The organism is Rhodococcus gannanensis (genome assembly GCF_042681175.1).
Classification (GTDB): Bacteria; Actinomycetota; Actinomycetes; order Mycobacteriales; family Mycobacteriaceae; genus Rhodococcus_G; species Rhodococcus_G gannanensis.
On record NZ_JBHUFB010000002.1, the window covers coordinates 131936 to 144596 of the forward strand.

General features: G+C 68.3%; 16 protein-coding genes. 7 read left to right on the forward strand and 9 right to left on the reverse strand.

Annotated elements, in window-relative coordinates; translation table 11 throughout:
• Positions 1 to 19: 19 nt before the first annotated feature.
• From ACFSJG_RS01655 to mrf, 8 genes are all read right to left on the reverse strand, one after another.
• On the reverse strand, positions 20 to 1462 hold the full coding sequence (locus ACFSJG_RS01655; RefSeq protein ID WP_378483459.1) for a trypsin-like peptidase domain-containing protein: 1443 nt from the start codon (positions 1460 to 1462) through the stop codon (positions 20 to 22).
• Positions 1463 to 1566: 104 nt separating this feature from the next.
• Positions 1567 to 3036, reverse strand: coding sequence for a HAMP domain-containing sensor histidine kinase (locus ACFSJG_RS01660; RefSeq protein WP_378483460.1), 1470 nt, complete (start codon positions 3034 to 3036; stop codon positions 1567 to 1569).
• Positions 3036 to 3722: a response regulator transcription factor gene (locus ACFSJG_RS01665; protein WP_007533442.1), complete on the reverse strand. Its 687-nt coding sequence runs from the start codon at positions 3720 to 3722 to the stop codon at positions 3036 to 3038. Before ACFSJG_RS01665 ends, ACFSJG_RS01660 begins: the two co-directional genes overlap by 1 nt.
• Before the next feature lie 87 nt (positions 3723 to 3809).
• Entirely contained in the window at positions 3810 to 4418 is a 609-nt protein-coding gene (locus ACFSJG_RS01670; RefSeq protein ID WP_378483461.1) for a trimeric intracellular cation channel family protein, read from the reverse strand.
• A gap of 60 nt (positions 4419 to 4478) precedes the next feature.
• Positions 4479 to 5918: a D-serine/D-alanine/glycine transporter gene (gene cycA / locus ACFSJG_RS01675; protein ID WP_378483462.1), complete on the reverse strand. Its 1440-nt coding sequence runs from the start codon at positions 5916 to 5918 to the stop codon at positions 4479 to 4481.
• 164 nt (positions 5919 to 6082) lie between these two features.
• On the reverse strand, positions 6083 to 6247 hold the full coding sequence (rpmF, locus tag ACFSJG_RS01680; protein WP_378483463.1) for a 50S ribosomal protein L32: 165 nt from the start codon (positions 6245 to 6247) through the stop codon (positions 6083 to 6085).
• 35 nt (positions 6248 to 6282) lie between these two features.
• Positions 6283 to 6543, reverse strand: a complete 261-nt coding sequence (locus ACFSJG_RS01685) for a type B 50S ribosomal protein L31 (protein WP_378483464.1) — start codon at positions 6541 to 6543, stop codon at positions 6283 to 6285.
• Positions 6540 to 7802 (reverse strand): ribosome hibernation factor-recruiting GTPase MRF, encoded by a 1263-nt coding sequence (gene mrf / locus ACFSJG_RS01690; RefSeq protein WP_378483465.1) that lies wholly within the window; start codon positions 7800 to 7802, stop codon positions 6540 to 6542. The genes ACFSJG_RS01685 and mrf overlap by 4 nt, the downstream gene beginning before the upstream one ends.
• 104 nt (positions 7803 to 7906) lie before the next feature.
• On the opposite strand from mrf, the gene rpmB reads away from it, so the two are divergent.
• From rpmB to rpsR, 4 genes are read left to right on the forward strand one after another with little or no spacing between them, the layout of a single operon-like run.
• The gene (rpmB, locus tag ACFSJG_RS01695) at positions 7907 to 8143 is read left to right on the forward strand and encodes a 50S ribosomal protein L28 (protein ID WP_378483466.1); all 237 of its coding nucleotides are present in this window, start codon (positions 7907 to 7909) and stop codon (positions 8141 to 8143) included.
• The gene (rpmG, locus tag ACFSJG_RS01700; protein ID WP_378483513.1) at positions 8140 to 8310 is read left to right on the forward strand and encodes a 50S ribosomal protein L33; all 171 of its coding nucleotides are present in this window, start codon (positions 8140 to 8142) and stop codon (positions 8308 to 8310) included. The genes rpmB and rpmG overlap by 4 nt, the downstream gene beginning before the upstream one ends.
• Entirely contained in the window at positions 8311 to 8616 is a 306-nt protein-coding gene (gene rpsN, locus ACFSJG_RS01705) for a 30S ribosomal protein S14 (protein ID WP_378483467.1), read from the forward strand.
• A 17-nt stretch (positions 8617 to 8633) separates the two neighbouring features.
• A complete protein-coding gene (rpsR, locus tag ACFSJG_RS01710) occupies positions 8634 to 8891 on the forward strand; it encodes a 30S ribosomal protein S18 (RefSeq protein WP_007533428.1) in 258 nt (85 codons plus the stop codon).
• A 58-nt stretch (positions 8892 to 8949) separates the two neighbouring features.
• On the opposite strand, the gene ACFSJG_RS01715 is transcribed toward rpsR, so the two are convergent.
• The gene (locus ACFSJG_RS01715) at positions 8950 to 9750 is read right to left on the reverse strand and encodes an RsiV family protein (protein ID WP_378483468.1); all 801 of its coding nucleotides are present in this window, start codon (positions 9748 to 9750) and stop codon (positions 8950 to 8952) included.
• Positions 9751 to 9928: 178 nt separating this feature from the next.
• Between ACFSJG_RS01715 and ACFSJG_RS01720 the strand changes: the two genes are divergently transcribed.
• From ACFSJG_RS01720 to ACFSJG_RS01730, 3 genes are all read left to right on the forward strand, one after another.
• Positions 9929 to 10657 carry an IclR family transcriptional regulator gene (locus ACFSJG_RS01720; RefSeq protein ID WP_378483469.1) on the forward strand — a complete coding sequence of 243 codons (729 nt, stop codon included), beginning with the start codon at positions 9929 to 9931 and terminating at the stop codon, positions 10655 to 10657.
• A gap of 107 nt (positions 10658 to 10764) precedes the next feature.
• The gene (locus tag ACFSJG_RS01725) at positions 10765 to 11721 is read left to right on the forward strand and encodes a TauD/TfdA dioxygenase family protein (protein ID WP_378483470.1); all 957 of its coding nucleotides are present in this window, start codon (positions 10765 to 10767) and stop codon (positions 11719 to 11721) included.
• Between the two features lies 1 nt (position 11722).
• Complete coding sequence (locus ACFSJG_RS01730) at positions 11723 to 12655, forward strand: TauD/TfdA dioxygenase family protein (RefSeq protein WP_378483471.1); 933 nt, start codon at positions 11723 to 11725, stop codon at positions 12653 to 12655.
• Positions 12656 to 12661: the final 6 nt, after the last annotated feature.

Here is a 12661-nt window from a genome sequence, read left to right on the forward strand (position 1 = left end):
GACACCGGGAGAGACGGCATCAACGACCACCCTGCGTCGGAGCGGTCCCGAGGGTCACCTCGACGGTCTTGGGGTTCTTGCCGTTCGCGTCGGTGTACGTGACCTCGACCTTGTCGCCGGGCGCATGCGAGCGGATCGCGGCGATCAGCGCGTCGCCGCTGTCGACGACACGGTCGTCGACGTGGGTGATGACCGACCCCTTCGGGATGCCTGCCTGCTCGGCGGGGCCGCCCGCGGTGACGTCCATGACGCCTGCGCCGTTCGAGGTGTCCCGCGACGACACGGACACCCCGATGATCGCCTGGGTGGCCTTGCCGGTGGTCGCCAGTTCGTCGGCGATGCGGCGAGCCTGGTCGACGGGGATCGCGAAGCCGAGGCCGATGGATCCGCCCTGCTGTCCGCTGGCCGCGTCACCGCCGAGAGTGGCGATCGCGGTGTTGATGCCGATCAGTCGGCCGTCCATGTCCACGAGGGCGCCACCGGAGTTGCCGGGGTTGATCGCAGCGTCCGTCTGGATGGCGTCGATGACGGTGTTCTGGTTGCCGGACTCGCCGCTGGTGGACACCGGACGGTTGAGCGCGGAGACGATACCGCTGGTGACGGTGCCCGCCAGCCCGAGCGGGGATCCGATCGCCACGACGGGCTGACCGACCTCCAGGTCGGCGGAGGTGCCCAGTTCGATCGGGGTGAGGTCGGTACGGCCATCGGCCTTGATGACGGCGATGTCGGACATCGGGTCCGCGCCGACGAGGGTGGCGGACGCCGTCGTTCCGTCGGAGAAGGCGACGGTGATCTTGCCGTTCGCGCCCGCTCCCGCGGCGACGTGGTTGTTCGTGAGGATCAGTCCGTCGGAGGAGAGGACGACACCGGATCCCTCACCCTCGGCCTGAGAGCCGGCCACCTGGACCTGGACGACGCTGGGCAGCACCTTCTCCGCGACCGCCTGCACGGTGCCTGCGGGGGCGTTCGCGGTCTGGGTCGCGTTCGTGCGCGGGGCGTCGAGTGCGTTGGTCACCGATGCGGTGCCCGAACCGCTCTGGGTCCAGGCTCCGACTGCACCGCCGATGCCGCCGCTGACGAGGGCGAGTGCGACAGCACCTGCCACGATCGCAGTGCGAGCCGACTTCGGCTTGGTCGCGGTGGCTCCCGGGTACTCCCCCGACACCTGACTCGTGTGGTTCGGCGCTGCCTGGTGCTGCGCGTCGTGCGACTGGTACCCGCCGTACGGTGCCTGGCCGTAGGCCGGCTGCTGATAGGTCGGGTACTGCGCGGTCGGCTGGTCGGCGGCGGGATACTGCGCGGTCGGCTGGTCGCCTGCGGCACGCTGCTGCGGCCCGGGGTTCGGGGCCGACGGCTGGTGCTGCTGAGGGTTTGCCGGGTGGTTGGGCGCCCACGGCGAGCCTCCTTGACCGGCTCCGCCTCCGTGGCCTGCGCCTCGCCCGTCGCTGTGATCGTCGGTCATGCGTGTGATCCGTTCTCCCCTTCGCCCCACGTGGGTGCGGTGTAGTCCATCTCGTTGTGTCCAAGCCTGCCTTTCGGGGCTTAGAGAGTCCTGAGACCTCGCTTTCAGTTTGCCGAGATCCTGCTGCCCGCCTCGTCCTGCGCGGACGAAGTCGCCTTGCCCGGCAACACGATGGTGAGCAGTGCGCCGCCCCGCGCGGATTCGCCTGCGGTGACGGTGCCGCCGTGTTTGACAGCGACCTGACGGACGATCGCCAGCCCCAGCCCAGATCCGGGCATCGAGCGCGCCTCGGTGGAGCGGTAGAACCGTTCGAACACGAGTTCCCGTTCCTCCGCGGGGATTCCGGGCCCCGCGTCGTCGACGACGACCGCCAGGTGTCCGGCGTCGAGTCGACTCATCCGCACCCGGACCTGTTCGCCGGGCGGGCTCCACTTGGCGGCGTTGTCGAGCACGTTCAGCACCGCCCGGGCCAGACCCGCCCCGTCACCGTGGACGAACCACGGGACGATCTCGGCGTCGAAGTCCACCTCGTTGCGGCGCCGCCGCACCCGCTCCAGCGACCGCTCGACCGTCTCTCCCAGGTCGATCTCCTCGTGCACAGTCTCCGGAGCGTCCTCGCGGGCGAGGTCGACGAGATCGCCCACGAGCGTGGACATTTCCTCGATCTGGGCGATGACGTCCGAGCGCAGTTCCGCCATGTCCTCGTCGGGGATGTGGGGTGCGCCCGGCCGGCCCGCCGCGATGAGCAACTCCATGTTGGTCCGAAGCGACGTCAGCGGGGTGCGCAGTTCGTGGCCGGCGTCGGCGACGAGGCGGCTCTGCCGGTCGCGGGACTCGGCGAGGGCGCGGAGCATCGTGTTGAACGAGATCGTGAGCCGGGCGAGTTCGTCGTTGCCGGTCACCGGAATCGGGGTGAGTTCGTCGGTGCGCGCGATCCGCTCCGTCGCGGCGGTCAGCCTGCCGATGGGGCGCAATCCGGTGCGCCCCACGGCCATTCCGGCGAGCGCCGCCAGCGCGACACCGCAGCCGCCGACGACGAACAGCACCCAGGCGAGACGCTGGAGCACTTCACCTGTGGGGGCGAGTCGCTGCGCGATGACGAGGGTCGAGCCGAGATTCGTCCGCTGCGCGAACACCCGCTGCCCGGCGAACGTCCGCAGGGTCGACTCGTGTTCGCCTCGCGCAACGGACATCTCGGCCTCGCCGATCGGCGTGTTCGATCCGGGCGGCATGTACACGGTCATGTCGGGGAACACGAGGGCGACGCTGATGTCGTTGGAGTACACCGTCGCCAGCGAGATCGTGCGAATGTCGAGTGCGTCGAAGTTGTTGGAGATCAGCGTCGTCGACCGGTTGCGCAACTGGGAGTCGACGTCGTTGTACAGCGCGCGCGAGACGACGGCGTAGGCGGCGATCGCCATGACCGCGACAGCGATCGCCACCACGGACGCCGCGAGCAGCGTCACCCGCCAGCGCAGCGACACCGACCGGGTCAACGGCATGGGTGGGCGCATCTCGGGGATCTCGGGGGGCGCTGTCGGCTCGGCGGACGACCGTCCGAACGGGGCAACCATCACGGAGGCGTCTCCCGGAGCACGTAGCCGACCCCGCGGACGGTGTGGATCAGACGTGGCTCACCGTCGGCCTCGGTCTTGCGTCGCAGGTAGCCGACGTACACCTCGAGGGCGTTGCCGGAGGTCGGGAAGTCGTAGCCCCAGACCTCCTCGAGGATGCGGCTGCGGGAGAGCACCCGCCTCGGGTTGGACATCAGCATCTCGAGGAGCGAGAACTCGGTGCGGGTGAGGCTGATGGGCCGGCCCTTGCGGTTGACCTCGCGTGTCACCGGATCCAGGGTGAGGTCCTCGAACGCGAGGACCTCCGAGGCGGCGTCGGGGTCGGGAACGGCACGTCGGAGCAGCGCGCGCAGGCGGGCCAGCAGTTCCTCGAGCGCGAACGGCTTCGGGAGGTAGTCGTCCGCGCCCGCGTCGAGCCCGGCGACCCGCTCGGACACCGAGTCGCGCGCGGTCAGCACCAGGATCGGCAGGTCGTCACCCGCGCTGCGCAGCCGACGGCACACCTCGAGACCGTCGAGTCGCGGCATCATCACGTCGAGGACGACGGCGTCGGGTCGGGACTCGGCGACCTTCTCGAGTGCGTTCAATCCGTCGACGGCGAGGTCGACGGTGTACCCGTTGAAGGTGAGGGATCGGCGGAGGGATTCCCGCACGGCTCGGTCGTCGTCGACCACCAGGATGCGCATCCTCCTAGTTTCCCCCGGACATCTGAGATCGTGCTGAGAGGTCGCTGAACGTGTCGCCAGGTTCACGACCGCTCGGTCCGCGTCCGCTCAGTCGACGACTCGAGGGCCGGGGAGGTTCCATTTGCGCCACAGTGCGAGCACGCGCAGCACCGACGCCGAGACCGTCCCGATCACCAGCCCGACGTTCGAGCCCAGCCCGGCAGCCGCGCACGCGACCACGACGCTCGACCCGATGAGTGCGGGGATGGCGTAGAGGTCACGGTGCAGCAGCAGCGGCACCTCGTTGACGAGGATGTCGCGCAGCACGCCGCCGCCGATCGCGGCGGTCGCACCGATCAGCATCGCAGCCTGGTTGCTGGCGCCGACGTCGAGCGCGATCGTCGCGCCGCTGCTCGCGAACAGTCCCATGCCGAGCGCGTCGAGGACGAGGATCTCGCGGCGCAGCTTGCGGATGGCGGCGTGCGCGAAGAACACGACCACCGACGTCACGAGCGCGGTGGTGAAGTACTTCCAGGTGGTCAGCGACGTCGGCGGGGTGATGCCCAGCAGGACGTCGCGCAACACGCCGCCGCCGATGGCGGTGAACACTCCGATCAGGCAGACACCGAAGAGGTCGAGACGCTTGGTCACCCCGACCATGGCCCCGGACGCGGCGAAGGCGACCACGCCGATCAGTTCGAGCACGGTGAGCAGCACCGGGCAGCCTCCTCCCTCAGGTCCCGGATCAATCCTGCCCACGCACCGCCGCAGCGGGGGTCAGCGAGTGTGCGTGTCGCGTGCTTCGTAGGCCGCGGCGCGGGCCATCTGGACCGGACGCTTGCGCAGGACCGCCCACACGACACCGAGCACGGCGAACCAGACGGGGGTAACGAGCAGGGCCTGCAGGGTGTCGGACTTCTGCGTGAACGCCCACACCAGGAAGCCGAAGAACGCCAGCACGACGTAACACATCACGACGCCGCCGGGCATTCTGAAGGTGGACTGCTCGTGCAGGTCCGGACGGCGACGCCGGTAGACGATGTAGCTGATCAGGATCATCGACCACACGAACATGAAGCAGAGGGACGAGATGGTCGTGACGATCGTGAACGCCTCGATGAGCGAGTCGCCGACGACGACCATGACCACGCCGGACAGCAGGAACACCCCGGACAGGTAGAGCGCGTTCGCGGGAACCCTGCGTTTCGTCAGCCGCGCGAAGACGCCCGGAGCGTCCCCGTCCTGGGCGAGTCCGTAGACCATCCGGGACGTGGAGTAGATGCCCGAGTTCGCCGAGGATGCGGCCGAGGTGAGCACCACGAAGTTGACGACCGAGGCCGCGATCCCGAGGCCGGCGAGCGCGAACATCGCCACGAAGGGGCTGCTGTCGCCGCTGATCTGCCGCCACGGGGTGACCGACATGATGACGGCCAGCGCGACGACGTAGAACAGCATTACGCGGATCGGGATCGAGTTGATCGCCTTCGGGAGGTTCTTCTCGGGATCCTTGGTCTCGGCGGCGGCGGTGCCGACCAGTTCGATCCCCACGAACGCGAAGGTGGCGATCTGGAATCCGGCGACGAAGCCCATCGGCCCGGTCGGGAAGAAGCCGCCGTCGTTCCACAGGTTCGCGAAGGCCGACTCGGAGCCGTTGGGTGCGACGAAGTTGGTGAACACCATCGCGAGTCCGACGACGATCAGGGTGACGATGGCGACGATCTTGATCAGGGCGAACCAGAACTCGGTCTCGCCGAACGCCTTCACCGTCGGTAGGTTGAGGGCGACGAGCAGCACGACGGACGCCAGAGCCGGTATCCACAGCGGCAGCGAGCCCCACCAGAAGGAGACGTAGCCGGCGATCGCGATGACGTCGGCGATGCCGGTCACGATCCAGCAGAACCAGTACGTCCAGCCGGTGAAGAAGCCGGCCCACGGTCCGAGGTAGTCGCCGGCGAAGTCGGCGAAGGAGCGGTAGCCGGTGTTCGACAGCAGCAGCTCGCCCATCGCCCGCATGACGAAGAACAGCATCGTGCCGATGATCAAGTAGACGAACAGGACCGACGGTCCGGCGAGCGAGATGGTCTTGCCGGAGCCCATGAAGAGGCCGGTGCCGATGGCACCGCCGATCGCCATCAGCTGGATGTGCCGGTTGGACAGCTGCCGGGACAGTCCCGGCTGCTCGTCTGTCTTCTGGATGATCCGAGTGTCTTCGGACACGTGCGCTCCCTCGCCACGGCCCTGGCCGTGGATGACTGCATGGGTTCCTGGACGTCCGCGCGCACGCGCAGCGCGACATCAGGCGCTCGTTATCCTAACGAATGGCACCGTGCGCACTTCTGGTGGTTCGCGCTACCAGAAGTGCGCACAGGCGCGAAGCGCACTCAGGGGGTGTACACGCCCAGCTTGACAGCCTTGACCAGGCGGCGCGGCACCCGATGTGTGACGCCGCCGACCGTCACGTCGACCAGGTCGGGGGCCTGCGCCTTCCACTGGGAACGGCGACTGCGGGTGTTGGACCGCGACATGCGGCGCTTCGGAACTGCCATTGGTGATACTCCTCAGAGGTTCGTTCGGTGGTTCATCAGCGAGTCGGGCGCTTGCGGACGCCGTAGCGGCGCTCGAACTTCTCGACCCGGCCCTCGGTGTCCATCACATGGGCCTTGCCGGTCCAGAACGGGTGCGAGTCGCTGGTCACGTCGACGACGATCAGCGGGTAGGTGTTGCCGTCCTCCCACTCGACCGTCCGATTACTCGTGCTCGTCGATCGGGTCAGGAACCGGGTTCCGGTGTTGCTGTCCTGGAAGACGACGGGGTGGTAGTCGGGGTGGATGTTCGGCTTCATGCTCGGTCCTCGCGGGTGTTGTCGGTTGCGTCGGTGAAGGCGGCGGTCGGGTCCTGATCGCCGCAGGGGTCTTCGTGCCAGTCGGCGAACGGGTCGTCCCAGTTCGCCCAGCTCGCGGTGTCGGCGAGTTCGTCGTCGGTGACGAGTGCCCACTGCAAGGCGCGGTCGATCTCGGTGGGGTCGGCACCGCAGGCGAGTGCGACCAGCGAGGTGTGCCGGTCGCCCTCTCGTTCGTCCCAGCGGAGTGCGGCGAGCGCGCGGCGGGTCGCCGACTCGCCCTCCTGTTCTTCCGGGGTCATCGCAGCGAGCCAGCGGCCTGCCTTCCCGACGCGCAGGCCACCGCCCGCGGACTCGAGCCACAGCACGTTGTCGGGCTGCGTCGCCAGCCACATCCGGCCACGGGCGGTGACGACCCCCTCGAACAGCACGTCGACCGCGTCGTGCAGACGCTCGGGGTGGAACGGGCGGTCGGCGGCGAACTCGACGAGCGTCACTCCGCAGTCGGTGGCCAGTGACGGTTCGCCGCGCAACAGGGGTGCGTGGGCGTCCAACGGAGCTCCGCGCCGGGCGTCGGCGGGTACCTGGTCCAGGACGCGTTGTCCGTCGGGAGCCAGATCGTCGCCGATCCAGTCGATCGGCGCGGTCGGGGCGAGCCTGGTCAGGACGGCGTGCAGCCGGGCCTGGCTCCATCCGTCGACTCCGCGGCCGGCGACGACGATCACGTCTGCCAGGTCGACCTGGCCGACGACCACCTGCGCGACGGTGCGCTCGTCGTCGGCGGTCACCGCGACTCCGCGATCACCGAGGTCCTCCTCCCCTGTCGCGTCGTCGAGCCACGTCGCGGCGTCGACGCAGGCGATGATCGCCTCGACTCGCACGTCCCGGGACGCCGGTCCGTCGACCTGACCGACGAGGCCGGTGACGTCGACCGTCTCGACCGCCCGACAGACCGATTCCGGTTCGATGATGCGGTCCAGGTGCAGGACGATCCGCTGCACCGAGCTGCGGCCGTGCAGTCGGCGCAAAAGTGGCAGCAGGTCCTCGCGGAGGGTGCAGTTCACGCATCCGTGCGCCAGTTCGAGGACTGCGAGGTCGGCGCGGCCGTCGTGATCCGTCACAGTGCGCCTGACCACACCCTCACGGAGGTGGTCGAGGTCGTGGTGGACGACGACGGTGCCCGGCTCGCGGAAGGTCGCGGCCACCACCTCCGTGTGCATCCAACCGGTGACGAGGACGACCGGGGTTCGGCGGTCGGTCACTGCCCGTTCCTTTCGATAATGATTGTCATTTGCTACGATGAACGGTAGCGTCTGACCCAGCATTTGTCGACAACCGTTTTCAAGAACGGACGAAAGGAGGCGACATGTCGGCGCACTGCCAGGTGACCGGGCGAAAGCCCGGATTCGGCAAGTCGGTATCGCACTCACATGCACGGACGAACCGACGCTGGGATCCGAACATCCAGCGCAAGACCTACTTCGTGCCCAGCGAGGGCCGCCGGATCACGCTGACGGTGTCCGCGAAAGGCATCAAGACCATCGACCGGGACGGGATCGAGGCGGTCGTCGCCCGGATTCGCGCCCGTGGGGAGCGGATCTGATGGCGAAGAGCACCGACATCCGGCCCATCGTGAAGCTGAAGTCGACTGCCGGCACCGGCTACACGTACGTGACCCGTAAGAACAGGCGCAACGACCCCGACCGTCTCGTGCTGCGCAAGTACGACCCGGTGGTCCGGCGACACGTCGATTTCAGAGAAGAGAAGTAAGTGGCGAAGAAGTCGAAGGTCGCACGCAACGAGCAGCGGGCGCTCGTGGTGGCCCGCTACGCCGAGCGACGGGCCGAACTGAAGGAGATCATCCGCAAGCCGTCGAGCACCGACGAGGAGCGAGCCGCCGCTCAGGCTGCGCTGCAGCGGCTGCCCAGGGATGCGAGTCCGGTACGATTGCGTAATCGTGACGCTGCGGACGGTCGTCCGCGGGGCCACCTGCGAAAGTTCGGGCTCTCCCGCGTGCGCGTGCGCGAGCTGGCCCATCGCGGGGAACTGCCAGGCGTCCGCAAGTCCAGCTGGTAAGACTCGAGAGGGAGACAATGGCAGTCAAGAGGGGCCCGTCCAAGAAGTCCCGCGGTGCGGACGCCGGCCGCAAGCCCAAGAAGAACCCGTTGTTCGCGGCGAAGATCGAGCACGTCGACTACAAGGACGTGAACCTGCTCCGCACGTTCATCTCCGACCGCGGCAAGATCCGCAGCCGTCGTGTCACCGGCCTGACCCCGCAGCAGCAGCGGCAGGTTGCCGTCGCGGTGAAGAACGCCCGCGAGATGGCACTGCTGCCGTTCACCAGCCGGTAGGCGAGTTTCCCGAGAGGCCGCGCAGTCCCCGACTGCGCGGCCTCTCGCGTGTCGGGGTCTAACTCGAGACGACGTCGACCATTGCGGGCGCCATGACGTCCTGCACGCGGTCCCACGGGATCGTCACCGTCACCAGTCCGATGGCGTGCGGTCCCACCTGGTAGTCCGAGAACCGGATCTCCATCCCGTCCGGGGTGGCGAGCCAGTTCGCGAAGTTCTGATGCGTCGGCTCGATACCGGAGCGCTCGAACTCGGCGCCCGCAGCGGTCTCCGGCAGCAGGAGCGCAGCCTCCCCGGACAACCGGTCCAGCCCGGCCTGCAGATCGGGGAACAGCGTGTTGAGGGTGATCGGCTGACCGTTGTCCGTGTCGACGACGACCGTCGCGACCAACGGGGTCGGGTGCGCTCCGGGCGGGTCCGCGTTCCACGACGTGACGAGGAGTCCGCTCAGCACTCTCGACCCGATGTGCGCCACCTCGGATTCGTCCCGGCTCTCGAGCGTGAAGCTCTGCCCCGGCGCACCGTCGATCTGGTCTTGCAGGGCCGCCCGCATCGACTCGTTGAACTCCGCGGCGACCGCGGCGTCACCCCCCTCGACCTGCGGCACGGTCACGTCGTACCGGACGGTGCCGGTGTCCCCCGCGACCTGGACCGAGGTCGCCGTGTATTCGGTGCCTTCCGGGTTGGCCGGGGGGACGGACGGAGCGGTGGACGTGGGTGTGAGCGTGGGTGAGCCGGAGTGAACCGGAGACGACTCCAGGGCCGCCGAAGGGGTCCCCTCCGTCTCGGAGGAACATGCGGCCACCACGACGAGGGTCGCGGCCGTCACCGACAGTGCAAGCTTCCGTGCAGTCGACATCAGCCCATCCTCGCGACGGCCCTCGCTCGCGACAAGCGCGACGCGCGGCCTCGACGGCACCCGTTCGACCGGGCGAATTCGACTCCCCCGTGAGCGGAAACGTTGACCGTCATCTCGTACGGCGGGAGTGTCGAACCCTCCCGCCCGAACCCGGGCCGGGACGACAGTGCGAGGTGCCATGCCGACGTCACCGCCCCCACCGCGATCCGGTTCGCGCGCCGTCGAGCGCGCCGTGGACGTTCTCGCCTGCTTCGACGACGGTTCGCCGGAGCTGACGGTGAGCTCGCTCTCCGCACGAACCGGACTGCCTGTCAGCAGCGCCCACCGCATCGCGCAGGCACTGGTCCGGGGAGGGCTGCTCGAACGCATCGAGGACCGGGACGGCTACCGCATCGGTGCACGACTCGTGTCGCTCGCGGTGCCGTCGCTCGTCCGACTCGGTGCCGACAGGTACGCCCCCCAACTGCAGTCCCTCGCCTCCGACATCGGAATCGCCGCGAGCCTGGCGGTCGTGCGTGACGGTTGCGCACTCACCCTGTTTGCAGCACGACCGCCGGAGCGGTTCTGCACGATCCAGATTCCGCGGCCGAGGCAGCCTGCCGAACGAAGCGTGACCGGACGGACGATCGCGGCGTTCGACCGGCGCACGCGTGATTCCGCGGATCTGACGCGTCTGCGCACCCACGGCTTCCTTGCCGACGTGGACCATGTCGATCCGACGGTGTTCGCCGTCGCGGTCCCGGTGTTCGACGAGTTCCGTCGCCCGTGGGGCGCGATCGGTGTGCAGGCGCGCAGGCGTCGGCTGTCCGATCCCGTCGTGCGTGGGATGGTTCCCGCCATGCACCGCACCGCGCGTCTGATCGAGACCCGCGCGACGTCCACCCGCCTCGAAATAAGTTCACGCTGAGTGTTTTTCGCATCGTGGAAACACCGTTTCCCATGGTTTCACACTGGGTCAGGGTGGGTGTGTCGGCCGCTACGGGCCGAGAACACCACAGCCCGAGGGAGATTCGCATGACCATTGCACCGGAAGTGTCCGCCGGTACGGAAGCCACCGTCTCGACCGCCCTGACCGTCCGGCCTGTCGCCGGCCACATCGGCGCCGACGTCACGGGAGTCGATCTTCGGGAGTCGCTCTCCGATCACGACGCCGAGAAGATTCGCCGCAAGCTGCACAAGTACAAGGTGCTGTTCTTCCACGACCAGTTCATCGACCACGCGCAGCAGATCGAGTTCTCCCGAATCTTCGGCACGGTGACTCCGTCGCACCCGTACGACGACGAGGCTCCGGAGGGTTTCCCCGAGATCCTCGCCGTCGACAGCGCCAAGTACGAGCGTCGTTTCGGGCGCAAGAAGTACAGCTATGACAGTCAATGGCACACGGACGTGACCGCCGTGGTGAACCCGCCCGCGGTGACGCTGCTTCGCGCCCACGACGTGCCGGAGCGCGGTGGTGACACGCAGTGGACCAACCTGGTCGCGGCGTACGAGGGCCTGCCGGAACCGCTGCGGCAGTTCGTGGACGGCCTTCGCGCCGAGCACCGCTTCGGTGGACGTCGGCCCCTGTGGGACTCCGCCAGTGAATACGGCCGTCGGGTCCAGGAGAACCCGTTCGTCACGGAGCATCCGGTGGTCCGGGTGCATCCGGTGACCGGCGAGAAGGCGCTGTTCGTCCAACCGGGCTTCACCTCTCGGATCGTCGGGCTCTCGCCGTCGCAGAGCGACCGCGTGCTCGACCTGCTGTTCGAGGAGGTCACCAACCCGGCGTACACGGTTCGGTTCCGCTGGCGTCCGGGAACCCTCGCGGTGTGGGACAACCGCGCGACGGCGCATCTGGCACCTGCCGACCTCGACCATCTCGACGTCACGCGACTGCTCTACCGGACCACGATCGAGGGTGACGTTCCCGTCGGCCCGGACGGCCGGGAGTCGGTGTCGCTGTCCGGCGCCGCGTTCCGTGGGGAGAAGTGACGTGACCGCCGTCGCCGATCCCGCTACCTCGGTGCGCGTCGCTCCGATCGCCGGCCACATCGGCGCCGAGATCGACGGAGTCGACCTGCGTGCCGATCTCGACGCCGCCGTCGTCACCCGCCTGCGGGCCGCGCTGCTCGAGTACAAGGTGTTGTTCTTCCGGAATCAGCCCCTGACACACGAGGACCAGATCCGGTTCACCCGGCACTTCGGGCGAATCACGAACTCTCACCCGTACAACTACGATCCGGAGGCCGCACACAAGGAGATCCTCGAGGTCGACAGCCGAAAGTACGCGGTACGCGCCGGCACCAGGAAGTATTCGTATGCGAACTTCTGGCATTCCGACATCTCGGCTCTCGTGAATCCTCCGGCCATCACCTTCCTCCGGTCGGAGCAGGTACCCGGCGTCGGCGGAGACACGACGTGGACGGATCTGGGGGCGGCATACACGAACCTGCCCGACTCCCTCAAGCAGCTCCTCGACGGGCTGCGAGCCGAACACCGTTTCGGGGGCCGGACTCCGCGCTGGGCGTCGGGCAGCCAGTCGGAACAACACGTGACCGAGGAGCCGTACGTCACCGAACATCCCGTCGTGCGGGTACATCCGGAGACCGGCGAGCGGGGACTGTTCGTCACACCCGGATTCACGAGCCGGATCCTGGGGGTCTCGCCTCGTCAGAGCGACCGCCTGCTCGACCTGCTGTTCGAGGAGATCACCAACCCCGCATACTCGGTCCGGGTGCGCTGGGAAGACGACAGCATCGGCGTGTGGGACAACCGCATCACCGCGCACCAGGCGCCGACCGATCTCGACCACCTCGACGTCGTCCGGGTCCTGCACCGCACCACTGTGGAGGGAGACGTTCCGGTGGGTCCGGACGGTGTGCGGTCGGTGTCGGTGGTCGGCGCTCCGTTCTTCGGCAACGACTGACGGGGC

What these genes read in the sequence shown, in the direction of transcription:
- ACFSJG_RS01655 (WP_378483459.1), bottom strand. Translation starts at nt 1,462, where the DNA reads ATGACCGACGATCACAGCGACGGGCGAGGCGCAGGCCACGGAGGCGGA.
- ACFSJG_RS01660 (WP_378483460.1), bottom strand. Translation starts at nt 3,036, where the DNA reads ATGGTTGCCCCGTTCGGACGGTCGTCCGCCGAGCCGACAGCGCCCCCC.
- ACFSJG_RS01665 (WP_007533442.1), bottom strand. Translation starts at nt 3,722, where the DNA reads ATGCGCATCCTGGTGGTCGACGACGACCGAGCCGTGCGGGAATCCCTC.
- rpmF (WP_378483463.1), bottom strand. Translation starts at nt 6,247, where the DNA reads ATGGCAGTTCCGAAGCGCCGCATGTCGCGGTCCAACACCCGCAGTCGC.
- ACFSJG_RS01685 (WP_378483464.1), bottom strand. Translation starts at nt 6,543, where the DNA reads ATGAAGCCGAACATCCACCCCGACTACCACCCCGTCGTCTTCCAGGAC.
- rpmB (WP_378483466.1), top strand. Translation starts at nt 7,907, where the DNA reads ATGTCGGCGCACTGCCAGGTGACCGGGCGAAAGCCCGGATTCGGCAAG.
- rpsR (WP_007533428.1), top strand. Translation starts at nt 8,634, where the DNA reads ATGGCAGTCAAGAGGGGCCCGTCCAAGAAGTCCCGCGGTGCGGACGCC.
- ACFSJG_RS01715 (WP_378483468.1), bottom strand. Translation starts at nt 9,750, where the DNA reads ATGTCGACTGCACGGAAGCTTGCACTGTCGGTGACGGCCGCGACCCTC.
- ACFSJG_RS01720 (WP_378483469.1), top strand. Translation starts at nt 9,929, where the DNA reads ATGCCGACGTCACCGCCCCCACCGCGATCCGGTTCGCGCGCCGTCGAG.
- ACFSJG_RS01725 (WP_378483470.1), top strand. Translation starts at nt 10,765, where the DNA reads ATGACCATTGCACCGGAAGTGTCCGCCGGTACGGAAGCCACCGTCTCG.